We start from the raw sequence: 25,930 nt of genomic DNA, 5'->3' as shown, positions 1-25,930 counted from the left end.
GACAATTTATGGATAATAACGATCTACCCATTATTGAAGAATATTTTCATAAGGCACTTGAACTACCCGCTGAAACAAGACGAGATTTCATCACTCAAACTTTCCCAGACCAAATTGATATTCAACAGGCCATAATGGGTCTATTAGAGCACGCAGACGAAACCCAAGGGCTTGGTAAAATTGTTCAGAGCGCAACTCAAAATGTGTTTGACGCTGAGCAAGATTTAAGTGGCACTATGGCGGGGGTTTACAAGCTTACCAAAAGGCTGAAAACAGGTGGTATGGGGGCGGTGTATATAGGTGAGCGAGCCGATAACCTCTATGAAAAGAAAGTCGCCGTAAAACTCATTAAATCCTTGACCACCAGTGAATATTTGTTAACACGCTTTATCGAAGAGCGACAAATACTGGCTAATCTAGAGCATAACAACATAACACACCTATTAGATGGTGGCACGACCGCGTCGGGCACTCCTTTCCTAGTGATGGAGTATGTTGAAGGCCTGCCCATTGATCAGTACTGCGAACAGCATCGACTGAGCGTGAAACAACGACTTAAACTGTTCGTAAAGGTATGTGAAGCGATTCAATACGCCCATCAAAACTTAGTGGTGCATTGTGATATTAAGCCTGAAAATATCCTAGTCAATCAGGATGGTGAGCCCAAAGTGATGGATTTTGGTATTTCCTACTTATTAACCCAAAGAGAAATGAATTCTTCGGGACCTCGTTTGTTAACTATCCAATATGCAAGCCCTGAGCAAATTTTAGGAGAAGCCATAAGTGTCTCTTCGGATATTTATTCGTTGGGGGCGGTGCTATATAAAATACTGACGGGGAGCATCGTATCCCAACAGCAAAACCTCAGCAAAGAAGAGGTGCTGGCATATATTCAATCCCAAGCACTAACCCGTGCAAGTGTTCGCGCTAAAAACAACGAGAATGACTTTTACAAAAATACAGCGAGTTCTATAAGCACAGACCTAGACGCGATAGTAGATAAGGCCCTACAAGGGAAAAGTCAGGACAGATATAGCTCGGCAGCGGATTTTGCAGCAGATATAGCACGTTTTTTAAATCAATATCCTGTTCGAGCTCATGCTATCGGTTGGATGCATAGAACGTCGTTGTTTTTGCAGCGCAATGCGATAGCGTCGGCGATGGGATTCGGACTATCAATTTCGTTGATAACTGCGAGCGCGGCGATTTGGTATCAATCTGAACAAGTGAAACAACAGCGTGACATTGCGCAACAAGAGCGTGATACCGCGCAAACAGAACAGCAAAAAGCACAGGCTGTCACCGATTTTATTACCGAAATGTTTAAAGGTATTGATCCCGATAGGGCACAAGGAAATGAAGTGACTGTGTTTGATATGGTGGAATCGGCAAAAGAAAAGCTGAGTAATCCTGAGCAAACCAAACTCGCACAGCAACCCATGGTACTTGCTCAATTGCGCTACGTGATTGGCGAAATGTATTGGCAAATCGGCAAGATACAAGAAGCCACAGAGCAGTTGCAAATGGCTGACGCAATTTACAATCAATACCCTGCTCAGGATATTGAACTTCATATTTCAACACTCAACGCACTGAATTCGGCCTATAGTCGTGCAGATTTGCCAGAAAAGCGAGGTGAGATACTTGAATCAATTGTCGCTCAGGCTCGGACACTTTACGGAGAACACCACCGACACACGATAGGCTATACACTAAATTTAGGCGGTTATTACAGTGATACGGGCGAGGTTGAAAAAGCGATAGATATGCATTTGCAAGTGCTTGAAGATGCAAAACAATATTTGGGTGAAAAACACCTCATGGTAGTGCTGGCCTTAGCAAGTCTAGGAAACAACTATTTACGCTACGGTGATAATGAGGCCTCTATTGATTATTTTAAACAAGCCTTGTCTTTAGCAAAAGCAAGTTTAGGTAGTAAACATACGCTGGTTATATATGTACTGGAAAGACTCAGCTTTCATTACATTGAAAAAGATAGGTTTAATTTGAGTAAACCCTACACAGAAGAGCTACTTTCCCTAACTACCGAAATGTTAGGGCTTGAGCATCAAGATACTCACAGAGCACAATTCTTAAACGCAAAGATACTTAGCTCAGAAGGGTACTTTGCTGAAACACTCGAGATTCTCAATCATTCTTTACAGACATTGCCCGCGATTGTCGGTGCTAATCACATTGACATTATTAATACTAAATCATTTAAAGCCGAAACCTTGTCAAATCTGTCGATGCACCAAGAGGCGATATTATTGGCGCAAGAGGCTATCGATGGCATGGCTGATAAGTACGGTGAACTCAGTCCAAATACGTTATATGAATATCATAAATTAGCCCTGCGCTATCTTGCCGCTGATGCCCAAGACGAAGCGCAACATCTCTACCGGTTAGTGCTAACTAAATGGCACAATTTTGATGCTAAGACGCCATATGATGTAACCGCAAAAAACGGCTCGCTGTATTTTCTGCATACCCAATTTTCAGACTTTGAGCGAAGCAATAATCTACCGATAGATGCTATCAACTCACTGAAACGCGCTATAGATGTGACGCAACGTCATCCAGAGCAAGACTATCCTGACTTGAGCCAAAATATTCGCTTGTTGATAAGCTTAATGCAAACTCAAATGCCAAACGATAGCGCACAAGAGTACGTTGAATATTTGCACAAGGTAGAATCTACAGCGTCCGACACCTAACCGAGTATTCAGGGTATAAAGGATAATCAGGGGGCAAGCAAAGCAAATTGAAGATGATTCAATTACTAATGCAATTCTTTCACAGTTTCCAGCTGCAATATTCCGCTCATGTATGGATTAATCTATGTTTTTAGTGTTAAAACAGCCACTTAGTTTAGCTGGTAAGAAGTTTGCTACATACAAACCGTAAACAAATCATTATTTAGGTTAGGTTGGTTAAACAGAATAATAATACAGGACACTGTTGAGCTAACCGTTTTTATGGAGGTATAGAATGAAGAATACTAAACTTTTAGCAGGCGAAAAATTTCCAACAATACAAATCACAGATACTAACGGCAATTTAGCAAGTCTTTCGGATGCAGCACACCTTGGTGAGGATAAAGACAAGTGGTCTTTGGTTGTTGTTTACCGCGGGTATCATTGTCCGATTTGCCTCAAATATCTAAATTCACTTACCGAATATACAGAAAAACTAAAATCCTTGAACATCGACGTAGTTGCCGTTTCTGCTGATACACCAGAGCAATTAGACAAGATGAAAGATAAAGGATTAGATGTTAATTTTCCGGTTGTTACTGGTTTAACCTTAACTCAAATGCATGCACTGGGGTTATACATTTCAGATCCTATGAGTGACTCTGAAACCGACCATGCTTTTCCAGAGCCTGGCTTGTTTGTAGTCAATCCAAAAGGTGAAACCGTGATGATTGAGATTGCAAATGCACCTTTCATTCGTCCAGATCTGGAACAGTTCGTTAGTGGACTTGAGTTCGCACTCAACAAAAATTATCCAGTGCGCGGTACTCACCAAAATTAATCGTTCAGATTAGGTCGGCATTGGCTTCTATTGCTATCCAATTTGGAAAAGGCAATTGCCAATGTCGACCACACTTAACTTCAGCTTAGCGTCCCTCATCAGCCTAATTTTGATTCCTACCTGCGAGTTTTCGCTTGGTTTTAATCGACAAAAACGCTAATCATCAGTCACCTTTGTTTTACCTTCTTTGCAAGACGAAGGGCGTCTCACCTTTAATATCCTACGATTGCCTTCTTTGTCTTAACAATCTAATTGCATAAAAAAAGAGCCGATAAAATACCGACTCTTTTAGATTTCAATGGATTTTACATTCAATCCGCAGTTTAGGTGACTAGGTTCTATTGTTGATTGATTACGACCGATTTAATATTCACGAATTCGGTTATGCCAAACCCACCATGTTCTCTGCCATAACCACTGGATTTCACGCCACCAAAAGGCAAATTGGGCTGTGCTAATCCATAACCGTTGATATTAACCATACCGGTATCAAATTCTTCAACGGCTAGTTTTACCGCTTTGTCTTCATCTTCTGAGAAGATACCGCCGCCTAAGCCATATCTGGAGTCATTGGCAACTTCCATTGCTTCTTTGTTATCTTTGACTTTGATTAGCGCTGCAACTGGACCAAATAACTCATCGTCATAAGCGGGCATACCTGATTGCACATTTTCAAGAACTGACGGTGGGTAAAAATAACCCGTCATATCTGGGATTTCGCAACCTATTAAAACTTTTGCCCCTTTATCAATGGACGTTTTAACTTGCTCATGTAATTCGTCTCGCAAATCTTCTCGTGCCATAGGGCCTAAATCTGTTTTTTTATCGTTAGGATCACCCATTTTCATATTTTTAAGTTGGTCAATGAAGGCTTGTTTGAATTCGTCATATTTCGCTTCAGTAACAACGAAACGTTTGGCGGCTACACAGGTTTCCCCATTGTTGATCATTCGCCCCTGAACACAGGCTTGCACCGCGGTTTCAATATTGGCATCATCAAGTATCACATATGCATCGTTACTACCTAATTCCAAGACGGTTTTCTTTGAATGTTTACCTGCTGTTTCAGCTACTTTTTTACCTACACCGTCACTGCCTGTAAAAGTAACACCACGTACTTTGCTGTGTTCAATAAGCTGGGTTGCCATAGACCCTTTGATGATGAGAGATTGATAAACGTTTTTTGGAAAGCCTGCTTTTTCGTACATCTTTTGAATTTCTACAGCCATGCCAAATACATTGGAAGCATGTTTCATCACTGTGGTGTTGCCGGCCATAATGTTGCTGATGCTGTATCTAATGACCTGATATAGAGGAAAATTCCATGGCTGAATACCTAAAATAACACCTATAGGTTGGTAGCTGATTATCGCCTTGCCACCTTCAATTTCCCGCTCTTCGTCTTCCAGAGCTTTTATCGCTTCGGTGGCAGTGTATTCACAAATGCCTGCACAAAGTTCAATTTCTTGTTCACCCTGGGCGCGCACTTTGCCCATTTCTGCGGTCATTAATCTGAGCAATTCACTTTTATTTTCGCGAATTGTGCTGGCCAAGCTTAATACCAGTTCCGCACGTTGATCTTTAGGTGTGTTTCGCCAAGATAAAAATGCCTCATGACTTTTATCTACGGCTGCATTTGCTTCTTCTAAGCTCAAAAGTTGGAACTCGTCTAGTACCTGCTCAGTAAAGGGATTAATTGTTTTTACTGTGTTCGACATGATATTTCCTCTTTTTAATTCAACGAAGCTGTAGGTGCAAAACCTTTACCAACTTGTAACCTTATGAATTTAAGATGAAATTTGATTTTTCGAATTTAATTTTGTGAACTTGATTCAATACCTTTGCAAAATATTCACAGTCAACATGCAAGGTGATTGGTCTTGAAGAAGTAAATAAAAAGCCCGTAAAATTGATATTTACGGGCTTGTTAATAGAGCAATTTCAGCTTAGTGTTTTGTGAACTCTAAAAAACGTCTATTACTGCTGATTGAAAAGTTTAATGGAAGCTGACTTTTAATAATTCCACTGAGTCTGCAAAGGTCAGAGTTTGCAGTTCGCCTTTACCTTCAACATTAATCGTGTTGACTTGTTGTGGCCATAAATCGCGTAAGGCATCATGACGTATACTCAGATTCTCTAACTTAGCAGGCTGTGTGGTTTCCTGATAAACCCAGAAAAACTTCCCCTCTATTTCATGACCAACCACTTTTAGAGGCAAGGCTTTTTGCTGACTATCAAACAAGTAAAAGCGTTTGCTTACATAGTCGCTAAACTCATTTTGAGTCTTTTCTGAATCGAGTATATCCGCGTCTTTACCAAATATTTCTTTTACCGCATGCTCGGCATCATGAACCCTAAAGCGGTGCATGATTTCAATATTCTCAGTGCGCGGATTAAACAACACTGTGCTTATCGCGGTCTTTTGTTGATGTGCACTTAGGGAAAAAGCTGTTAACAACAGCGCCCCTAAAGCTAGTTTGATTAAATTATTCATGATCAATTATTGTCGTCTTCTTCAATATCGTCTTCATCATAGGTTTTTAGTTCGGTTTTTATATCTTGCATAATGTCCCGATAAACCTTGCCGCTACGCTTTTTGGTCTTGTAAGCTTCAATCCGCGACGGAATAATTTTAGGTGGATAATGGTTGTTGCTTACATCCACGTCAGCTGTTTCCCAGTGGGGGTCAACAGTCACACTAACTAGCTCTTTGTCTTTGTCAGTGATAATCAGTTTGCTAACCGCTTTAGGGGTACGACGCCAGATTTCTGCTGGAATATACTGATTTTCAACACTGCCGTCAGCAAAGGTTAGCTCCAGTATAATTGGCATGACTAGACCACCTTTATTGGAAAAGTCCAATACATAGTAGTTTTTGTCTTCTTTCACAGCGCGTTCTAAGGCTGTTTTTTCCCATGGTTTGAGTTTGCTTAAGAACTTCTGATAAGCATTGCGTTCTTTGTTGGTTACCGTGAAACGATCATTCTCGTCATAAAAATCGGTAATATCAGGGAAACGCTCAATCCAAAGTTTGCGTCCTTCCGCTTTGTTACGGATGTCCGTTAACGATTCAGGTTTATCCAACTCTTCTTGGCGCTGACGAGCAAAATCGATATCTGGATCATGGGTGTCTAAACGTAGTTTATAGATTTTATCTATGGAGATATCAACATGGTCTGTACTGTAAAACCAACCACGCCAGAACCAATCTAGATCAACCCCAGAGGCTTCTTCCATAGTGCGGAAAAAGTCTGATGGTGTAGGGCGCTTATACTTCCAACGTTGCGCATACTCTTTAAATGCAAAGTCGAATAATTCACGGCCTAGGATAGTTTCGCGCAGAATATTGAGGGCTGCGGCAGGCTTTGTATAAGCATTAGGACCTAGTCGTAAAACGCTGTCTGATTGAGTCATAATGGGTACTTGATTTGATGACTTCATGTAATCCACAACATCTCTTGGTTCAACACCCCAAGGAATACTAGGATCCCATTCACGACCGGCTACACCGTCTAAAAAGCTATTTAATCCTTCGTCCATCCAAGTCCACTGACGTTCGTCTGAATTGACTACCATTGGAAAATAAATATGACCAATTTCATGGATAACTACGCCTATTAAGAAACGCTTTTCAGCTTGCGAATAAGTGCGGCTACCATCTTTTTGCAATTCAGTACGAGGACCGTTAAAGGTGATCATCGGATATTCCATTCCACCTACAGGACCATTCACTGATTGTGCAACGGGGTACGGATAATCAAAGGAAAAACGTGAGTAGACTTCTAAGGTTTGGATGATTGATTCAGTGGAATACTTTTCCCATAATTTGCCGCCTTCTTTAGGGTAAAACGACATCGCCATGACTAAAGGTTGATCATCTCCACCTTGCTGGTGGCCACGGGCATCCCACATGAATTTGCGTGACGAAGCCCATGCGAAATCACGTACATTGTTAGCACTGAATTTCCATGTTTTTGTTGCGTCTGTGCCTTCTTTCTCGTTTTCTAGCGCTTCTTCAGCCGTCACCACGAAAACGATACGCTCTGCATCTTCAGCTTGCTTTAAACGTTTGCGTTGGGTAGATGTGAGTACATTTTTGGGGTTTTGTAACTCGCCAGTGGCGCTGACAATATGATCCGCAGGTACGGTCAGTTCCACCTCGTAGTTACCAAACTCCAAGGTAAATTCACCTCGACCAATGAACTCTCGGTTAGTCCACGCTTCGTAATCGGTATAAGCATGTAAACGCGGGAACCATTGGGCTAATAAGAAAATATCATTTCCGCCTTCACGCTCATCATCAGGGAAATGTTCATAACCTGAACGTGCTGTTACGGCATCTTCTTCGACAATATTAAACGCGTAATCAATATTGAATACGGTTTTTTTACCCGGCTTCAGGTGACGAGGTAAGTCGATACGCATGTTGGTACCCACTATTGTGAATTTGAGCTTGTTACCGTTGCTGTCGGTCACTGACTGAATATCAAAGCCTAAGTCGTGGTCATCGGTAAATTGCTGGCGACGCAGTGCACCTAAGCTAAGCTGTGCGGGTTTATCAGATGATGCAGATGCCGTTGCTGGACCACGGTTACCAATACCACCAAAGGTGGTGGTCATGGCCGACATTGAGTCGTTGCGAAATTTATTCTGCTCTAATTGCATCCACAAATACTTTAACGTATCCGGTGAATTGTTGTGGTAAGTGATTTGTTCACTGGCTTCAATTCGACGCTTTTGTTCATCTAATTTTGCCTTGATTTGGTAATCTACTTGCTGCTGCCAATATTCATGACCGGGTTCACCTGCGGCGTTGCGATACACATTGGGAGTAGGAAGAGATTCATCTAGCTGACGAAATTTATCTTCAAAATCGCCTTTTGTTTGATTAATTGCTGCGTTTGCAAAGCCAATCGCAAAACATGATAGCAAAGCTACCATAGAGAGTGGTTTAAACATTGTGTTACCTGATTGTTGTATAGAAAATTTGCAATGTGAGCAGAGTTTTAATCGACACCTTCAACGACATGCAGTTATTATTATTTAAAGAATGCTTCTTTGAGTAACAAATGAGGGAGAGCCTAAACTGATCGCAAATTAGGGGCTGCAAAAGCTACAAAGTTACTTGAAACATCATTTAAATCTTACAACAATGCGCTGAAAAACTGAATGTTATAACTTAGTGATTGTTTTTTTGATTTAGCGAAATTTGTATCAATATGCTTACATAGTTTGCTAAATTTGTTCAATTAAAACACGATGATAATGGCTAAATGGTAAAAATAGCGAAGATGACTAGCTAAATTTGGTCTCACCGATGAGCAATCAAAATGGCTGAGATATTGTCTTTTCCTCCTAGCTGATTTGCCTGTTTAATTAATTCATTGACCCTAGTTTCAGATGCTTTTTTTTCGCTAATAATAGCCTGCATGTCTTGCAAATTTAGCTCGTTATACAAACCATCTGAGCACAGTAGTAACAAATCATTAAGACCTAATATGAGCGTTATATTGTCGATCACAGGTTGTGCAAGGGATCCTCCTAAACATGACGTAACTAAGTGGCGCTGGGGATGTTTAGCCGCCGCCTGATCATCAATAATATTGTCGTCTTTGAGTTTCTGTATCAAAGAATGATCTTTGCTAACTAATCTCAATTTACCTGCAGTGTATAAATAGGCGCGACAATCTCCACTCCAGTATATTTGTAAATGCTGTTGTTGCTGGACTGCCAGAATCATAGTGCTACCCATACCTGCATACAATGTGTGTTGCCGGCTGGCGGTTTGTATTTGGTTATGCACTTTGAGGATCGCATTGGTGACGGTTTGAGATGGCTGTTTAATTTCAGTTGGTAAATACTTACAAATTATATTGGCCGCTATTTCACCAGCATTGTGCCCACCCATACCATCAGCGACTATCCAAATACCTTGGCTATCATCCATAAAAATTGCGTCTTGATTGCTAGTTCTGCGAATGCCTTTGTGGGTGTTACCCGCAGCCATATACATCTCAGTTTTTGGCACTTTGCAGGCGTTGGTACAAGGTTTTGTATTCAAAAGAGTCTAGTCCAAATGTAGTTTGTAAAATGTTCAATGCAGATTCTTCGTATTCAATTGCTGCTTCTGGCTGAGCATTTTTATATAAGCTTACCGCATATAATGCGTTGGCTTTTGCCATTAATTCTGAGGGATCTGGTGCCTTGGACGTTAAAATTTGCAGAGCTTGTTCAAAGTTGTCTTTTGCTAGTTGGATTTTATCTTCCCGTAGCGCGAGATCACCTAGATTGACTAAAGTTTTTGCCACATATATATGACCTTCGGGAAAGATCAGCGCAAAAAGTTCATATGAATCATCGAAATACCGGCGTGCTTTTTGATAGTCATTTTTGAGCATGTGTAAATTGCCTAACGCATCCAATACACTGGCATAAAACGGGTGTTCCTTACCCACAGCTTGCTCCACCATGTTCAACATTTCTTCACGCATTTCGATACTGCGATCATAGTGCTTTTGTTTCGCGTAAATATTGCTAAGCACTCCTGTACTGGCAATGATTTCGATATGTCCATAATCATGAATATTGCGCCTAATAGTAAGTCCTTCTTGGGCATATTTTTCTGCTAGTTCTAGCTCACCAAGTTGCAAATACGTGTCTGCAAGTTGGTTGAGGCCATGGGCAAGATCTAAGCTTGGCGGTTTATCTAACGATTTTTCAATTTCAATACCACGTAGCAGCACTATTTTAGACTGGGCGTAGTCACCTACCCTGCGAAGTGAATGGCCCAATCCAAAATAACGACTTGATAAATGATTTATCAATATCTCTTCGGCGTACTCTCCTCCTGCCGCTACCACTTGCTCGGATCGTGTTAAGGCATTTTGATAATGCTCGATTGCCAAGGTGTCTCGTCCACTATATGAGTAGGCGGAACCCAATCCGTATTCAAGCCAGATGTAAAAGTTATCTATTTGCTCTGCACTTAAGCTGGAAGTATCGGTATTTTCCAGATCTTGGATAAGTGACGCAGTTAAGCTGAGTGCCTGATCATATTGACCGGTATTTACGAGTAGGTTGGCCTTCTCATTTCCCAATAAAAATTTTAGGGCAATATAGCTCGCATTTTCTGAATCTTGTTTGGAGGCGAACAGATATTGTTCGGCTTTTTCCATCATAGAAGAGGATAAATCGTATTCCCCGAGTTGGTTATATACGCTGGATAACGTGCCGCTGAGTTGTGCCATGATCAATGGATCACTGTTAAGCTTGTCTAAATCGACGGCTGCTTGGTCGACTAATGACTTAACACTAATGGATTCGCCTGCATGGATATTGGGATCTGCGGCATCGAACATATCCGTCATGAATTTAGCTGTTTCTTGCGCGATAAAAGCTTGTTTTAACGCCGCATCACGTTCATTTTGAATCGTAATAGATTGCTGCATTATGACGATACTAGTGCTTATTAAACTCGCCAAAAACAGGGATACTAGCACCGTACTTAAGGTATTACGTTGCACAAACTTTGTGACTCTATAAACAAGGCTGTCTGGCTTGGCAGATATGGGATAGTTGCGTTGATGTCTTACAATGTCTTCTAAAAAGTGCTCAGTACTTGAATAGCGTCGTTCAGGATCTTTTTGCAAGGCTTTCATTACAATCGTATCTAAATCCCCCTTCAGGCTTTTGGCCCGTTTACGGATATGTTCATCAGTTGACTCTAAACACTTGAAACTTGGACGTACCGGCACTTGGTCGACTATCATCGATTCCAAGCTAGACTGAGTGGTGGCGGAAGTATCGAACACTGGTTCGTCGGTTAACAGGTGCATTAACAAAGCACCCAATCCATATACATCTGAGCGAGTCGTTATATTGCTACCAAGCACTTGCTCTGGAGATGCATTGGCAGGAGTTAAGACTCGGCTAAACTCTTGGGTTAAATCGCCGGCAAGGTTAGCTCCCTCGTGACTTTCTTGTACCAACTTGGCAATGCCAAAATCCAGTAATTTAACGTCACCTTGAGCATTAACTAAAACGTTGCTGGGCTTAATATCACGGTGCACAACTAGGTTTTGATGAGCGTAGATTACGGCAGCTAAAACTTGTTTAAATAAATCCAAGCGTTGTGGAATATCTAATCTATGTTGCTGGCAATATTGGGTAATAGTGACCCCATCAACGTATTCTAAAATAATATAGGGTTGTCCATGCTGGGTTTCTCCACCACCAATAAAGCTTGCAATGTTTTTATGGTGTAATGACGCCAGAATTTGACGTTCGCGTATGAAGCGTTGTAGGCTTTGCACCGTAAAATGTTTACGGTGAATCACTTTAATGGCAACCAGTTGTTCAAAATCACCTTCGGCACGTTCGCCCAAGAATACACTGCCCATGCCGCCATCACCTATAGGTTCAACCACTTTAAATTGTTCGACAACATCGCCTGCTTGCAATGCTTGATCATCGATTAATAATTGCGATGCTGAAGCGGCAATAATGCCCGACAAATTAGGATTATTTCGAGTGCTATTTTCGACTCCTAGCATTTGCATCACACTTTCGTAAACCTGTTCATCTCCCTCGCTTTTACGCTGCACGTATCCTTGTTGCTCAGCTGTTGGCAGCGCTTGTGCTTCGCTAAATAACTGTTTAATTAGAAACCATTTTTGTTGCTCCATATCAGTTTCGCTCTGGGCTGGATGAAGATGAATTATTGGCGTGAATTTGGACTTTGAACCAGGCTTTCGCGGCCTGTATGTCGCGTTCTACTGTTGCTACGGAAAGTCCCAAGAGGTCTGCTATTTCAGGATGGGTTAACATGGAAAAGAGTTTGAGTTCAAAAATCTGCGAGGCACGTTGATCAAAGCAGGCAAGTTGATTAAGTAATTCATCAATGTACATCAGCTCTACTTGATCTTGACTTGAGAGCTGGGCTATATCCCCTTGTTGATCGACTAAGGTCACTTTAATTTGCTTACCACCTCGTTTAGCCGCATATTTTTCACGGGCATGGTCAACCAAAATTCTGCGCATTTGTTGGGCGGCAATGGCGATGAAGTGTTGTTTGTCAGCAATATTCATCGTTTTTTCAGCAAGCCTTATGTACGCTTCATTCACTAATGCAGTAGCCTGCAGCGTGTGGCCTTGTTGTTCAGCACACATAAAGCGTGATGCAATACGATGTAATTCTGCAAGCATCAGTGATTGTACTTCTGGGGATAACGATTCGATTTTGTTTGCAAAAGACGACATAACTTCGTTCTCTGTGAAGTGCACTGCAAATCTGCTAGGCGTTTTGTTTATTTCATTTTTGCACAAAAAACAAACCGAGCAAAGAAATCCACGGAATTCAGCTACATTGCTTTTTCGCTGTTTACTAAGCACCATTCTCAATCCACAGTGTTGTCTTTAGCTACCGGATTGACGAATTTGCTTAATGAGTTTGTTAAACGCTTCGTTGTCGTCTAATTGTCGAGGGATCATCTGGTAATTGACCTGACCAAGCGCACCATCAACGTCAACATCTAACACTCTGTCTCCGGTTAAAACTGCTTTTAACGGGCCTTGCAAAGGCAAATCGTCGCCAACAAATACCCCTGGAGATTGTTGTTGAAATGGATGGATGACTACCATGCCTGGTTGTATTTTCAACACAAATAAGTGGGTCCAACCTTCAATGGCATAAATACGACCACGGTCTATGCGTACCACTTTATCGAGGCTAGAAATTGTCCATAATCCATCGATTGCAGATACCTCTTTGGGTTTAACATCAGTGATAGAGGGTAGAAACGCGCCTATCTCGGGTATTTGATTGACTTGAGCTTGCGTTGGCGTAAACCATAAAATACTCATGACAAAGAACGCTTTTATTTTAAAATGACGAAACATGTATAAATTCCTTGTTTTGATCGTTAGTTAGCTAAAAGGTGAGTGGAGCTAGCAGCAAAAATGCTGCTAGCTGTTATGAATGCTCACAGTGCAAATAGTGATCTATTCGATATTGGTGTTTCCGAATGCGCCTGTGCCTTCTTTAGTGCCACCATTCTCGCCAGGCTCGCCAATATCAAAGCTGTTATCATTCAGTATCACAGCAAAATTATCTGCTGGTACGGCATCGAAGATGCCGTAACTCCAGCCTCCTTCACCGGCGGCAGTGTCATCCTCTGAACCAATTCTCGCAGCAGCGCCATCGCCACCCATTCCTGTCGTAACTTGGTTATTGCTGATGGTTGCCGGTGTATTGCTACCTATAAAGATACCAAATGATGGACCGCCAGCACCTGAACCACCGATACCGCCATCGCCACCGTCACCGCCATCACCACCGTCTCCACCTTCGCCACCACTGAGGTTGCCTGGATCGCCTTCGCCACCGCTGCCGCCTTCACCACCATCAGAGCCCAAACCACCTTGGCCACCGTTTCCACCATTGCCAGAAATGAGGATATTGTCGACAACTTCATTTAAGCTTCCTCCGACGATGTGAATGGCAATGGATGCACCGCCTGAGTAACCGGCATAACCACCGGTACCGCCACCACCGCCTTCACCGCCACCGCCGCCAGCTCCACCATTTTGTCCAAATGAACCGCCAGCGCCACCACCGCCGCCACCGCCGCCGGCACCTGAGTAGCCTACATCGCCCACTTCACCCGTACTGACGCGATATGCTCCAGTGCTAAATAAAGCCCCCCAACCCAAGGCTCCGTCGCCAGAGGAACCTCTAACACCATCATCTCCGTCCGAACCGGGCGAACCTTTTCCATCATTGTAAGTCGAAAATCCTCTAGTACCTCCGCTACCACCGGATATAAATGGAGACGTCGTTCGACCTTTACCTGACACGCCGTCTTCTCCTGTTTCAAACGAATTATTTCCTGCATTACCGCCAGCACCGCCATCCCACCCCGTTGTACCAGAACCTCCTTCACCTCCTACTGTATTAAAACCGACTCGGCCATCTTCGCCATCGTTACCATCGGAGCCTTTAGTAGAAGGCTGGGTTGTCCTGTCGGCACTGGATTTTCCATCTCCAACACTAATTTGATTGTTCCTCACATAAGTGGTTTCAACTTGATCTAAGTAGACACCCACTGTGTAACCAGGTGTCGTTTGTAAATTGGTTGAAGTGAAACCGTCAACGGTAATTGTGGAGTTTTCGAGGGTGAAAGCACTGGCGCCACCTGAAACATATAGACCCAACATGTTTAAGTTTGAATCCGTATCTTCAGTGATCTGCAAATTGATCCCAGCCACTTTGGAAGCTTGATCAACATTGTAAAAAACCAATCCAACGCGTTCTACTACTATTGGAGTGGGGTTACTTTGAGGTTCGTAACTCCAGTCGTCGTCATAGCCCCCATAGATACTGTTTCCTCCTGTTAAATTCTCACGTTGACTATAATCAATCCCTTCCCATAGGGCATAAACAGTTGGTTGAGCTGGAGTTTGAAGATAGAAATCAGCAGTATCGGGTGATTGCAGTATTGCATTTGTAAAGTCAACAAAGGGGGCATCTATACTTCCGGTAGAGGTTCCGCTGAAATCTGCATCAACAAATACCGCGGTATCGGTATCTTCTACTACGATAACGGAAATAGTGTCAGTGGCACTTTGACCACCCGCAGTTGCCGTGACTCTGAATTGAATGGTATCCACATCATCAGGTGCATTAAAAGACGCGCTAGCACTACTAAACCCTTGTGTATTGGCTACGGGATCACCGTTAAGTTGCTGCCAAGAATAGCTAATGCTGTCAGCATCCGGGTCGGTGGCAGTGGCGGTAATGGTGACGACATCACCTGCGCTGACTAACATACGAGAGTCAACCGACACTGTCGGTGGGCTTCCAGTGCTTTGGCCGGTTCCTCCACCACTACTTCCGCCGCTACCGCCCCCACCACAAGCTGATAGGGTGATTAATGCAACCGGGATGCTGGCGTATCGACAGCAACTATAAAGATATGTCTTCCGTTTCTCAGTGGGCAATTTCATTGAATTCTCCTTGGTGAACTTATTGTTTTATTGATGCCTTAATCTAAGAAGCGTAAAGCAGTCTAAAAAACCATCAAAAAAATGAAGAAATAGAAATTTACTCAGAGATTGTTCTGTATGTGTTTGAATTATTTGTATTTTAATTTTTAAAAAGTCAGGAATTGATTTCTAAATAGGCTGTTGCTAGGATCCAACTTCAAACTTGGATGTGGGGACGACCTCACCGCTCTATTTTATTTTTTGAGGACGACCTCAACTTAATATGAGCGTTATTATGTCTTGGTTTATTCTCATTATTGCAGGGTTTTTGGAAGCTGGTTGGTTAGTCGGTATTCAAAAATCTGAATCATTTACTCATATTCCCTACGTTATACTTGCTGTGTTATCTATGGCACTGAGTTTACTGTTGTTTTCAATTGCAACAAAAGACATTCCCATTAGCCATGCATATCTTGTTTGGTTGGCTGTTGGTGCGTCTAGTATTTCAATTATTAATCATTACTTCTTCGATCAAAGCCTTTCTATTAAACAACTTATTTGTTTAATTATCATTGCGTTGGGAGTTATTGGTTTGAAGTTGAGTAGTTAATTTCAAGAAGATTTACGATTATAAAAAGAGTGAGATATTTATGTCTGGTGAAAAAGATTTAGCCAAACTTATTGCTTCAATGGAACCCGTTTTGTTGCCACAAGAGTATGTGTTTGCGACTTTTGAAACTTATGATTACCAAATGTTGCAACAGTTGAAACCGATAAGCACGTTTTTAGAAAAAGAAGGTATGTCGGTGATTATTGAAAAACACCTCGCCGATAAGCAAAAAATTGCTTATTCAGGGGTATTTAAGTGTATTACCCTAAATGTGCACTCAAGCCTTGATGCCGTTGGTTTAACCGCCGCTATCTCTAAAAAACTTACCCAATCAAATATCAGTGCAAACGTGGTTGCTGGTTATTATCACGATCATATTTTTGTCAGTACCAAGGACGCCGCTCAAGCTATTAAAGATTTAAAGGATTTGGCAAAGAACGGTTTAGTCAACTGACAAGGCTGTTAATTGTAATGAGCCTGTTTAGTTGGAGCTGTGTTCATATTCAGCTTCAGCTTTGACCTCAGACTCATCTTTTCCACTATTCTCCACGGGGAGGCGGATGATCATTTGGCGGACCACCTGCGCCATTAGGTCCGCCAGGAGGGCCGCCAGCGGGGCGAACGGATTCGCCGTGCAAGCAGCCTATGAACATATTCTCACTGGGACTGGCAGCGTGGTAATGATAACCTCGTGTTTGGTCGGTAATTCCCCGACACTGATCAAGTCCTTCTGTTTCTTTACCTTGGGCATCTTTCATTGCGTAAATACCGTATCCATCAGACGCGTAACCAATTAAAGGAGCATGACCATCATCGGTGTCTTCGAGGGTATCAGTGCAGCCGGTGGTCGAATGGTAGTGATAGCCTTGATGGACGTTAATATGTCCACCACAATCGTCAAAAGCTGCGATGGTATAGGCTCCTAGAATGGCATTAATTGGTGCTGGACCAGATAGTTCAGTGCCGTCTAAGGCAATGCCTACCGTATGAACTCGTCCGGTTTCAGCTGCAGGAATAGGTTGGGTAGGAATTAGATAAGTCAGTGAAAAATCGTCATCAAGGTATTCTAATTCGCATTCAATGCAGTTTTGCATATATTGTTCTTCAACGTCAGGCCGTGCCGCCCCTAAACAGGCTGCTTTGGTCGCGGTGTAGCGCACATTTCCAGTGTTGGCTTCATACACCATCCACTTTTCGTCACCGTAATATTCACCTAGCTTTAAAATAAACTCACCGGTGATATCTACCAAATCGCCAGTTCCCTCTTTACTAAACCAAGTTCCGCCTTTATCTGCCCCATCGGTGATTTTTCTCGGGCAAAAAGGACCAGGTTCACGTCCTGCTGGCGCCCCAGAGGTAACTAATTTATAGCAGGTGGTTTTTGTGCCTTCAGCTGTTTCACAGTCAACGATTGTCGGCGTTTCGAGAAACGCTCCTTCGGCAAACATGGAAAGGTCTATGCCCTTGGCACTGGCTGATTGCGTAACATTCTTGACCGAAGCGTCGTTGCATCCTGTTAATGCAATCGCAGCAGACACAGCCACCATCATTAATGGCCATTGATATGATAATCCCATGCTTTAACCTCTGAATTCTGATTTTACTAAGCTAACTTTTCATTAAGTATACTCATTAGTCTACAGAATAAATGTGCAGATATTATGAAGTGAGGCGGTTTAAAGTCTAAAAACAGTAACACTAATTATAGAGAATGTGCGCTGTTAGAAATAACTAGTTACTCCTACTTAATCCCACTGACAACCAATATAAACAATAATCGTAAAGATTTATGAACATATTTTAAAACAGCATAGATACGTTAACCCTACCTTAACCATCAGCTTGTTAAGCTTTGCTTCAATTATAGGCCAATACAATTTATCGATAGTGCATTGCACAATCATAAAGTGGCTTTCGCCTCATCTTATTTTGTGTATTTAATTAGGAATGCTTAATTATGAAATCTTCAATCAGCATCGTGGGACTGCTTACGGTAGTAACTTTGCTAAGTGGTTGCCAGCAAGAAAGCGCACCCCCGAAAACCGCCTCTGTGCCAGTCGTATCTTATGTTGCAGTAACAACGGGTGAGCATAAAATTGATACTAAAATGCAAGGTCGTGTTGTTGCTTCCTCAATTGCAGAAGTACGCCCACAGGTAGGTGGCATTGTGCAACAGCGTTTATTCAATGAGGGCAATACCGTAGAAAAAGGTGAATTGCTCTATCAAATTGATCCGGCTACGTATCAGGCAGCTTACAATGAAGCAAAAGCAAATTTGAACAGTGCTAAGGCTTCGCTAGAAACGGCTAAGTTGAAGGATGAGCGTTATGCGAACTTGTTGAAGTTTGAAGGTGTTTCACAACAAGATGCTGACGATGTTCATGCGACTTATTTAGAAGCGAAAGCCAATATTGAAAAGTATGAAGCCGCATTAGCTTCTGCGTCTATCAATCTTGAATTTACTAAGGTTACCGCTCCTATTTCTGGGCATATTGGCATTTCCAATGTGACTCAAGGGGCATTAGTTACTGCGCAGCAAACTACCGCCTTAGCGACTATCCGCAAACTTGACCCTATCTATGTGGATATGACAAAAAGCAGTAAAGAATTGCTTAAATTGCGTCAAATGTTGGGTTCCAAGGGGATTTCCGAAGGCACAACTGAAGTTTCACTTACCTTGGAAGACGGCTCTGAGTATGACCACAAAGGCCAGTTGAAAATGCAGGAAGTGTCAGTAGATGCGTCAACCGGTACTGTCACCCTTCGCGCTGAATTTCCGAATCCAAATGGTTTGTTATTACCTGGAATGTTCGTAAGAACTCAAGTAAATGAAGCGGTCAATCAACACGCAATACTCGTTCCACAACAAGGTATTTATCACTCAGCCACAGGCGAAGCTTATGCCTATGTTATTGGTGAGAATAACTTAGTCGAAAAACGCACTGTTGAAACCGTTAATGCCGTTGAAAACAAATGGTTGATCTCAAGCGGATTGTCAGAGAACGATAAGCTCTTAGTTGAAGGGGCTGGTAAAGTTCGTCCTGGCAGTGAAGTTAAACCTGTATTGGTTGAAATGACCGAGCAAGGCACCATGATCACCGTGGTTAAACAAGACCAAAATAGCTCCTCTGTACAAGTGGGAGTGTAGTTGATGTTTGCTCGCTTTTTTATTGATCGCCCAGTATTTGCTTGGGTTATCTCAATCATCATTATGCTTACGGGTATTGCCTCTATTTTATCGTTGCCTGTAGCGCAGTACCCAAGTGTGGCACCGCCTGTAATCAGTGTAAGTACTAGCTATACAGGGGCGGATGCGGCCACAGTTGAAAACAGTGTTACGCAAATACTAGAACAACAGTTAACAGGGTTAGATGGGCTTCTGTATTTTTCGTCTTCTAGCACGTCTGATGGTGCAGCTTCGGTTAAAATCACCTTTGAAGAAGGGACTGATCCTGATTACGCGCAAGTACAGGTACAAAATAAAGTTGAGCAAGTTAGTACTCGATTTCCTGAGTCGGTGCAAGCACAAGGTGTCACAGTTACTAAATCCAATTCAGATTTTTTATTGGTAGTTGCACTGTATGATAAAACCGATCAGGCGACAGCCTTTGATGTAGCAGACTATATATCTTCCAACCTACAAGACTCTCTAGCACGAATTGAAGGTGTTGGTGACGTCAGAGTATTCGGTTCGCAATATGCCATGCGTATTTGGTTAGACCCGAATAAATTAGCGGCTTATGAGCTTATGCCGTCAGACATTAGCAGTGCATTAAGCGCACAAAATGTTCAGGTTCCTGCTGGTAAAATAGGTGCCGTACCTACGCTGGCTAATCAAGAATTGAATGCTACTGTGACTGCCCAATCGATGATGTCTACGCCGGAAGAATTTCGCAATATTATTGTTAAATACAATTCAACGGGGGCGAATGTACGCTTAAGTGATGTCGCTCGAGTGGAAATTGGCAGTGAAAGTTATAGCGCTATTCCACGTTTGAACGGCCATCCAGCCTCAGGTATTGCAATAATGTTGTCACCTGGAGCAAACGCCCTTGATACGGCCACGCGGGTTAAAGATAAAGTGGCTGAACTGTCGGTCAACTTACCTGACGGTTACGAAGTGACCTTCCCCCGTGACAGCACAGCGTTTATTAAAATATCCATAAGTGAAGTGGTACAAACCCTGATTGAAGCGGTTATTTTAGTTGTGCTGGTTATGTGGTTGTTTTTGCAAAATTGGCGGGCCACATTGATCCCTGCTATTGCTGTGCCGGTAGTTTTATTGGGGACATTTGGCGTGCTGGCGGCGTTTGGGTTCTCAATCAACACACTGACTATGTTCGGTATTGTCTTGTCCATTGGTTTGTTGGTAGATGATGCCATTGTTGTGGTAGAAAACGTCGAACGTTTGATGCGCGAAAAGAACCTATCGCCACGTGATGCGACCATAGAGTCTATGTCGGAAATTAGTACGGCACTGGTGGGAATCGCGGTTGTGTTATCTGCTGTATTTTTACCTATGGCGTTTTTTGGTGGCTCCACAGGTGTAATCTATAAACAGTTCTCTATTGCTATTGTCTCTTCTATGACGTTATCGGTTATTGTCGCGTTAACCCTGAGTCCTACGTTATGTGCCAGTATGCTTAAACAAAGCAACCATAGCAGTGAAGGTAAGGGCTTTTTTGCTCGTTTTAATCGCGGTTTTGAGCGCATGACGAAGTCTTATACTGGCCATGTCGAAAGCATTATTGCGCGTAAAGTTCGCTGGGTTTTGGTGTACGGTGGCATAGTTGTTGTTTTAGGTTTGCTAATTGTTCGTCTACCTACTGGTTTCTTACCTCAAGAAGATCAGGGCAGCACTATGTTTCAAATTAATTTGCCCCCAGGTGCATCCATCAAGCGTACACGGGCCGTGGCAGAGCAAGTCGAGCAATACCTGCAGGAAAAAGAGTCTGACATTGTTATTCGTTCCTTTTCTATTTCCGGTTTTAATTTCGCCGGTAGTGGCCAAAATGCGGGTATGGGATTTGTTGCATTGACGCCTTGGGATGAGCGACCTAACGAAGAGCAAAGTGCAGATGCGCTAATTAATCGAATGAATAAAAACCTGTCTAGTATTCGTGATGCCAGCGTATATTCTATGTCGCAGCCGGTGATTCAAGGGCTAGGGCAAAGCAATGGTTTCACCTTTGAATTGCAAGCCGCAGCGGGCACAACTCGTGATGAGCTTACCCAATTGAAAAATGAGTTGCTCGAAAAAGCACGACAAAGCAGTTTGCTTGTTGGGGTCAGAGAAGGGGCGTTAAGTGATACTCCTCAACTGAAAATTGATATTGATAATGGCAAAGCCACCGCACTTGGATTGTCATTATCAGATGTATCTAGCACCTTAACCTCAGCTTGGGCTGGAACTTATGTAAATGACTTTATTGATAATGGTCGGGTGAAAAAGGTCTATTTAGAAAGTGATGCGCAGTTCCGTTCGAAACCTGAAGACCTGGGTGAATGGCATGTTCGTGGCACCAACGCTGATGGTGAAACGAGTATGACGCCTTTCTCCGCTTTCAGTACTATTTCTTGGTCAAGCGCACCACAAAGTTTGTCTCGTTTTAATGGAATTGCGTCTTATCAGCTTCAAGGTGCGGCAGCCAGTGGCGTCAGTTCGGGTCAAGCTATGGCTGAAATGGAGCGCTTAACCCAAGAAGTGGGGCAGGGAAAATTAAATTTCTCATGGAGTGGATTATCTTACCAAGAGAAATTATCTAGTGGACAGTCCTCCACCCTCTACGCTATTTCCATTTTAGTGGTTTTCTTAGCGCTAGCGGCGTTATATGAAAGTTGGTCGGTGCCGTTATCGGTGATTTTAGTTATCCCGCTTGGTGTTGTAGGTGCAGCATTGGCAGCCAGTTTAAGAGGTTTGGAAAATGACATTTATTTCCAAGTAGCTCTGGTTACTACCATTGGATTGGCTTCAAAAAATGCGATTTTGATTGTGGAATTTGCAGAGTCTTCTTATCAGCGCGGTATGTCGTTGATTGATTCTGCTGTGCACGCTGCCAAGTTGCGTTTAAGGCCAATCATTATGACGTCTCTTGCGTTCATTTTCGGAACCATACCATTGGCTATCTCATCCGGTGCAGGAGCTAATAGTCGAATTTCCATAGGTACAGGAATCGTTGGTGGAACCTTCACCGCAACTGTTTTGGGGATTTTCTTTGTACCTTTATTCTTTGTCATCATCCGTGGCTTATTCCCAAAAAGACGTCCGGTTTATGATGATGCTGTTAATACAGGGGAGAAAGCTGATGCGTAAATTCTCTTTACCTAACAAGGGTGTCGCTCGTTTATTACCTATTGCTGGTGCTTTGATATTGGCAGGTTGTAGTACTTTATCGCCTGAATATACACGTTCAGAACTGCCTGTTGCACAGACATGGGAAAATGCTCCCCAAGCGCAGACTCCCGGTTTATCAGACCAACAGGCCGCGCAGGTGCCGTGGAAAAGCTTTATTAAAGATCCACGCTTAACTCAGGTTATTGAACTTGCCCTGAAAAGTAATAGAAGCTTGCGCCAAACTTTAGCCGATGTAGAAGCTGCCCGAGCAACTTATCGAATCCAAGATGCAGAACTGTATCCGCAGATAAATGCAGGATTAAGCGGTAATCGTACTAAGGCTTCGTCAGGAAATATTAGTACGACCTACCAAGCTGAAGTTGGTTTAAGTAGTTACGAAATAGATCTGTTTGGCAAAAACCGCAGTTTAAGTGCGGTGCAAATGGAAGCTTATTTGTCGAGTCAAGAAACGGCAAAGGCGGCAAAAATTTCACTGATTGGTGAAATTACCAGTGCTTGGTTAACCTTGGCCGCTGATAAAAACCAGCTCAAATTGGCTCAGGAAACGGCCACTAACGCGCAAAAAACCATGGATATAACCAATAAAAGGTTAGAAATGGGAATCGATTCTAGAATCGATGTGGCCAGCGCTGAAACCATTTATTATAACGCCCGTTCTGATATTGCTAGTTATACAACCCAAGTGGCGCAAGATCTGAATGCACTGCGTTTGCTTGTGGGCGAGCAACTAGACGACAGTTTATTGCCAGAACTATTACCAAGTAGCGAAAGTTTAGTCACAGATGTACCTGTTGGCTTGTCATCATCTGTATTGTTGCAGCGTCCCGATGTATTGGCAGCTGAGCATACTTTGAAATCGGCCAATGCCAATATTGGTGTAGCTAGAGCAGCCTATTTCCCAACGTTATCTTTAACCGCAACCGGTGGTTTGGCTAGCTCGGTACTCGCAGATATATTCAGCGGCGGTGCAAGTTCAATCTGGACCCTTGCACCTAGTATCAGCTTGCCAATATTTGACGGTGGATCTAATGATGCCAACTTAGCGTACAGCGAAGCTCAGCAACAGAAGTACTTAGCCGCATATGAATACACTATTCAAAGCGCGTTCTCAGAGGTCGCCGATGCGTTAGCACGCAGAGCAACTATTCAAGAGCAGCTAAATAGTCAAAAATCCTTGGTGTTGGCTGCAACTCGCAGTTACGTTTTATCCCTTGCCCGCTATAAAGGTGGTATCGATAACTTTCAAAGCGTTTTAGAAGCACAGCGAACAATGTATCAAGCCAATCAATCGCTGATTCTGACCAAACAAGCCGACTTGGAAAATCGTATCACTTTGTATCGAGTTTTGGGTGGCGGACTAGCTGAAGAGAAAACTGCGTAACACAAATGTCTATACTCACGGGTAAGACAACTGGCGGTTATTAAAGCAAATTAGGAATAGTTAAATTAATCATGAACGTATTGTTAGTTGAAGATGATATCGACCTTGCCACAACCATAGTTGATTATCTTGAGATCGAGTCTATCGAGTGCGATCACGCAAGTAATGGTTTAATGGGATTAAGTTTAATCGAAAGTAATCATTACCAAATGATAATACTTGATATTAACATGCCTAAAATGGATGGTTTAACGCTATGCAGCACCCTACGGGAAAGAGGCATGGATATTCCTATTTTGATGTTAACCGCCCGAGATAGCCTTGATAACAAATTACAGGGTTTCGAGGCGGGTAGTGATGATTATTTGGTTAAACCCTTTGCCATGAAAGAGCTGGTGGCACGGGTACAAGTGCTTGCAAAACGGCGAAGCGGAGAAGTTAAAAAGTTAGCCGTTGGTGATTTAAGTTTAGATTTAAGCCAACACACTGCACATTTAAAGCAGAATACGCTAAAACTTTCGCCAATCGCATTTAAGATACTCGAGGTCTTGGTGCGGACCAGTCCGCAAGCTGTGAGTCGGCAACAACTTATGCAACAGGTTTGGGGCGACGAACAACCAGACAGTAACAGCCTAAAAGTACATATCCATCATCTACGAAAGCAGTTGGATGTTGAGCAGAGTAATGTAAAACTTGAAACTGTGTCAGGTGTTGGTTTTGCCATTAAAGTGGATAGTGAAGGAAATTAATCGTGAAAATCAGGCCAAGTCTTAAGCTACACTTTTTTTTTAGCGTCGTATTGCTTGGCTCCTCTATGGTCATTGGTTTTTCGTTTTTAAGTGTTAACTACTTTGTGGATGGGCTCGACAGGAGTCTAAATGGCATAATGTTCGAAATCGCCAAAACCACTGAAGTTGAAGATCAACATCCTAAAATTATCGCCGGCATTCATGTTGCTAGTCGTTGGCAAGATACCCCTGAACTCATACGGCAACATTTCCCCAATCCACCGTCGGAAGTAGGACAGTTACTCAAGATAAAAGACCAAGCCACTATTTTATCCATGCCTAAAAATCTGTACTTTGTGGTTTTGTACCATGGCCCTAATGGTGAAGAAAGATTCATATCTAAGGTCATGCTAGAAAAAGACTTTGTGCCAAATTACTCCGATCTGCATCCTACTAACCGCTTAATATGGACGGCTATAGTCGCTATTATCGCCATATTATTATTTGCTCTTTTACTGGTAATGATAATGCTAAAAGTCACTAAGCCTCTTGAATCATTAAAAAGTTGGGCTAAGTCTTTAGATAAATATAATCTTCATTCGCCGCCCCCTGATTTTACCTTTAACGAACTCAATGTATTGGCTTCGTTGGTGCAGAGTAGTCTGGTGTCAGCACATCAAAGTTTAGAACGAGAACAGCGTTTTCTCAGCTATGCCAGTCATGAATTGAGAACACCTATTGCAGTTATTCGAAGTAATGTTGACTTATTGCAGCGCATAAACGAGAAAGTTCCCACCAGTGAAAAGCAGAAGCTTACGTTAGAACGAATACAGCGGGCTGGTCTTACTATGACGAATCTGACGGATACATTTCTTTGGTTGAGTCGGAATGAAGAATTAAACGTAGCGCCAGAAACGGTCAAGCTGGATGAAAAAATTAGACAGGCCTGTTGTGACTTAAACTATTTGCTCAGCGGCAAAGATGTAGAGGTCAAAGTGGAAACGGAAGAGTGCGAGGTAAATACCGTCGCCGTTGCCTGCCACATTGTTATCAACAATTTAATTCGAAATGCCTATCAGCATACTCAACACGGTGAAGTGAAAATTGAACAACAAGGCAGTCGAGTGATAATCATTAACACCAATACCAGTAATGATAATACTTCACCTATGGTTGATTCGAATGATAGCAAAGTAGCTTTTGGTTACGGTTATGGATTGGGGTTACAATTAAGCGAAAAAATTATTAATCACCATGAATGGCATTATGAAAAGACCAGCACTCCTGGATTTTATCAAGTTACAATAGACTTTAACGGTCACAATTAGTTGCCCTAG

18 protein-coding genes are annotated in these 25,930 nt (G+C 42.6%); 9 read left to right on the top strand and 9 right to left on the bottom strand.

What is annotated here, in order from left to right; genetic code table 11:
- Window positions 1–8: 8 nt before the first annotated feature.
- Entirely contained in the window at window positions 9–2,717 is a 2,709-nt protein-coding gene (locus VUI23_RS20000; protein ID WP_342805695.1) for a serine/threonine-protein kinase, read from the top strand.
- Between the two features lie 274 nt (window positions 2,718–2,991).
- The gene (locus VUI23_RS19995; RefSeq protein ID WP_342805693.1) at window positions 2,992–3,537 is read left to right on the top strand and encodes a peroxiredoxin-like family protein; all 546 of its coding nucleotides are present in this window, start codon (window positions 2,992–2,994) and stop codon (window positions 3,535–3,537) included.
- Window positions 3,538–3,875: 338 nt separating this feature from the next.
- Here VUI23_RS19995 and VUI23_RS19990 read toward each other — a convergent pair whose 3' ends face one another.
- The 8 genes from VUI23_RS19990 to VUI23_RS19955 all read right to left on the bottom strand — a co-directional run bounded on the left by VUI23_RS19990 (window position 3,876) and on the right by VUI23_RS19955 (window position 15,540).
- Window positions 3,876–5,255, bottom strand: a complete 1,380-nt coding sequence (locus tag VUI23_RS19990; protein ID WP_342805691.1) for an NAD-dependent succinate-semialdehyde dehydrogenase — start codon at window positions 5,253–5,255, stop codon at window positions 3,876–3,878.
- A 278-nt stretch (window positions 5,256–5,533) separates the two neighbouring features.
- The gene (locus tag VUI23_RS19985) at window positions 5,534–6,031 is read right to left on the bottom strand and encodes a DUF6702 family protein (protein ID WP_342805689.1); all 498 of its coding nucleotides are present in this window, start codon (window positions 6,029–6,031) and stop codon (window positions 5,534–5,536) included.
- 2 nt (window positions 6,032–6,033) lie between these two features.
- Window positions 6,034–8,496: a M1 family metallopeptidase gene (locus tag VUI23_RS19980; protein ID WP_342805687.1), complete on the bottom strand. Its 2,463-nt coding sequence runs from the start codon at window positions 8,494–8,496 to the stop codon at window positions 6,034–6,036.
- A gap of 352 nt (window positions 8,497–8,848) precedes the next feature.
- The gene (locus VUI23_RS19975) at window positions 8,849–9,544 is read right to left on the bottom strand and encodes a protein phosphatase 2C domain-containing protein (RefSeq protein WP_342805685.1); all 696 of its coding nucleotides are present in this window, start codon (window positions 9,542–9,544) and stop codon (window positions 8,849–8,851) included.
- Window positions 9,545–9,551: 7 nt separating this feature from the next.
- On the bottom strand, window positions 9,552–12,221 hold the full coding sequence (locus VUI23_RS19970) for a serine/threonine-protein kinase (protein WP_342805683.1): 2,670 nt from the start codon (window positions 12,219–12,221) through the stop codon (window positions 9,552–9,554).
- Window position 12,222: 1 nt separating this feature from the next.
- Window positions 12,223–12,795 carry an ECF-type sigma factor gene (locus VUI23_RS19965; protein WP_342805681.1) on the bottom strand — a complete coding sequence of 191 codons (573 nt, stop codon included), beginning with the start codon at window positions 12,793–12,795 and terminating at the stop codon, window positions 12,223–12,225.
- Between the two features lie 156 nt (window positions 12,796–12,951).
- Window positions 12,952–13,434: a hypothetical protein gene (locus tag VUI23_RS19960; protein ID WP_342805679.1), complete on the bottom strand. Its 483-nt coding sequence runs from the start codon at window positions 13,432–13,434 to the stop codon at window positions 12,952–12,954.
- A 102-nt stretch (window positions 13,435–13,536) separates the two neighbouring features.
- Window positions 13,537–15,540 (bottom strand): hypothetical protein, encoded by a 2,004-nt coding sequence (locus tag VUI23_RS19955; protein ID WP_342805677.1) that lies wholly within the window; start codon window positions 15,538–15,540, stop codon window positions 13,537–13,539.
- 274 nt (window positions 15,541–15,814) lie between these two features.
- Here VUI23_RS19955 and VUI23_RS19950 point away from each other — a divergent pair, with 274 nt between their 5' ends.
- A complete protein-coding gene (locus VUI23_RS19950) occupies window positions 15,815–16,129 on the top strand; it encodes an SMR family transporter (protein WP_216047888.1) in 315 nt (104 codons plus the stop codon).
- Window positions 16,130–16,169: 40 nt separating this feature from the next.
- Window positions 16,170–16,583 (top strand): ACT domain-containing protein, encoded by a 414-nt coding sequence (locus VUI23_RS19945; protein ID WP_342805675.1) that lies wholly within the window; start codon window positions 16,170–16,172, stop codon window positions 16,581–16,583.
- 85 nt (window positions 16,584–16,668) lie between these two features.
- On the opposite strand, the gene VUI23_RS19940 is transcribed toward VUI23_RS19945, so the two are convergent.
- Entirely contained in the window at window positions 16,669–17,706 is a 1,038-nt protein-coding gene (locus VUI23_RS19940) for a YHYH protein (protein WP_216047890.1), read from the bottom strand.
- Window positions 17,707–18,086: 380 nt separating this feature from the next.
- On the opposite strand from VUI23_RS19940, the gene VUI23_RS19935 reads away from it, so the two are divergent.
- The 5 genes from VUI23_RS19935 to VUI23_RS19915 all read left to right on the top strand — a co-directional run bounded on the left by VUI23_RS19935 (window position 18,087) and on the right by VUI23_RS19915 (window position 25,921).
- Window positions 18,087–19,277 carry an efflux RND transporter periplasmic adaptor subunit gene (locus VUI23_RS19935; RefSeq protein ID WP_216047891.1) on the top strand — a complete coding sequence of 397 codons (1,191 nt, stop codon included), beginning with the start codon at window positions 18,087–18,089 and terminating at the stop codon, window positions 19,275–19,277.
- Window positions 19,278–19,280: 3 nt separating this feature from the next.
- Window positions 19,281–22,442 carry an efflux RND transporter permease subunit gene (locus VUI23_RS19930; RefSeq protein WP_303500346.1) on the top strand — a complete coding sequence of 1,054 codons (3,162 nt, stop codon included), beginning with the start codon at window positions 19,281–19,283 and terminating at the stop codon, window positions 22,440–22,442.
- Entirely contained in the window at window positions 22,435–23,865 is a 1,431-nt protein-coding gene (locus VUI23_RS19925) for an efflux transporter outer membrane subunit (RefSeq protein ID WP_342805673.1), read from the top strand. The genes VUI23_RS19930 and VUI23_RS19925 overlap by 8 nt, the downstream gene beginning before the upstream one ends.
- 68 nt (window positions 23,866–23,933) lie before the next feature.
- A complete protein-coding gene (locus VUI23_RS19920) occupies window positions 23,934–24,614 on the top strand; it encodes a response regulator transcription factor (protein ID WP_216047919.1) in 681 nt (226 codons plus the stop codon).
- 2 nt (window positions 24,615–24,616) lie between these two features.
- Window positions 24,617–25,921, top strand: coding sequence for a HAMP domain-containing sensor histidine kinase (locus tag VUI23_RS19915; RefSeq protein WP_303500350.1), 1,305 nt, complete (start codon window positions 24,617–24,619; stop codon window positions 25,919–25,921).
- Window positions 25,922–25,930 lie beyond the last annotated feature (9 nt).

The organism is Alteromonas sp. M12 (assembly GCF_037478005.1).
Classification (GTDB): Bacteria; Pseudomonadota; Gammaproteobacteria; order Enterobacterales; family Alteromonadaceae; genus Aliiglaciecola; species Aliiglaciecola lipolytica_A.
The sequence above is the reverse complement of the archived record's forward strand: the minus strand, read 5'-3'. Positions and strand labels throughout refer to the sequence as shown.

What these genes read in the sequence shown, in the direction of transcription:
- VUI23_RS19940 (WP_216047890.1), bottom strand. Translation starts at nt 17,706, where the DNA reads ATGGGATTATCATATCAATGGCCATTAATGATGGTGGCTGTGTCTGCT.
- VUI23_RS20000 (WP_342805695.1), top strand. Translation starts at nt 9, where the DNA reads ATGGATAATAACGATCTACCCATTATTGAAGAATATTTTCATAAGGCA.
- VUI23_RS19960 (WP_342805679.1), bottom strand. Translation starts at nt 13,434, where the DNA reads ATGTTTCGTCATTTTAAAATAAAAGCGTTCTTTGTCATGAGTATTTTA.
- VUI23_RS19935 (WP_216047891.1), top strand. Translation starts at nt 18,087, where the DNA reads ATGAAATCTTCAATCAGCATCGTGGGACTGCTTACGGTAGTAACTTTG.
- VUI23_RS19945 (WP_342805675.1), top strand. Translation starts at nt 16,170, where the DNA reads ATGTCTGGTGAAAAAGATTTAGCCAAACTTATTGCTTCAATGGAACCC.
- VUI23_RS19975 (WP_342805685.1), bottom strand. Translation starts at nt 9,544, where the DNA reads ATGGCTGCGGGTAACACCCACAAAGGCATTCGCAGAACTAGCAATCAA.
- VUI23_RS19980 (WP_342805687.1), bottom strand. Translation starts at nt 8,496, where the DNA reads ATGTTTAAACCACTCTCTATGGTAGCTTTGCTATCATGTTTTGCGATT.
- VUI23_RS19925 (WP_342805673.1), top strand. Translation starts at nt 22,435, where the DNA reads ATGCGTAAATTCTCTTTACCTAACAAGGGTGTCGCTCGTTTATTACCT.
- VUI23_RS19930 (WP_303500346.1), top strand. Translation starts at nt 19,281, where the DNA reads ATGTTTGCTCGCTTTTTTATTGATCGCCCAGTATTTGCTTGGGTTATC.
- VUI23_RS19995 (WP_342805693.1), top strand. Translation starts at nt 2,992, where the DNA reads ATGAAGAATACTAAACTTTTAGCAGGCGAAAAATTTCCAACAATACAA.
- VUI23_RS19985 (WP_342805689.1), bottom strand. Translation starts at nt 6,031, where the DNA reads ATGAATAATTTAATCAAACTAGCTTTAGGGGCGCTGTTGTTAACAGCT.
- VUI23_RS19950 (WP_216047888.1), top strand. Translation starts at nt 15,815, where the DNA reads ATGTCTTGGTTTATTCTCATTATTGCAGGGTTTTTGGAAGCTGGTTGG.
- VUI23_RS19965 (WP_342805681.1), bottom strand. Translation starts at nt 12,795, where the DNA reads ATGTCGTCTTTTGCAAACAAAATCGAATCGTTATCCCCAGAAGTACAA.
- VUI23_RS19955 (WP_342805677.1), bottom strand. Translation starts at nt 15,540, where the DNA reads ATGAAATTGCCCACTGAGAAACGGAAGACATATCTTTATAGTTGCTGT.
- VUI23_RS19990 (WP_342805691.1), bottom strand. Translation starts at nt 5,255, where the DNA reads ATGTCGAACACAGTAAAAACAATTAATCCCTTTACTGAGCAGGTACTA.
- VUI23_RS19970 (WP_342805683.1), bottom strand. Translation starts at nt 12,221, where the DNA reads ATGGAGCAACAAAAATGGTTTCTAATTAAACAGTTATTTAGCGAAGCA.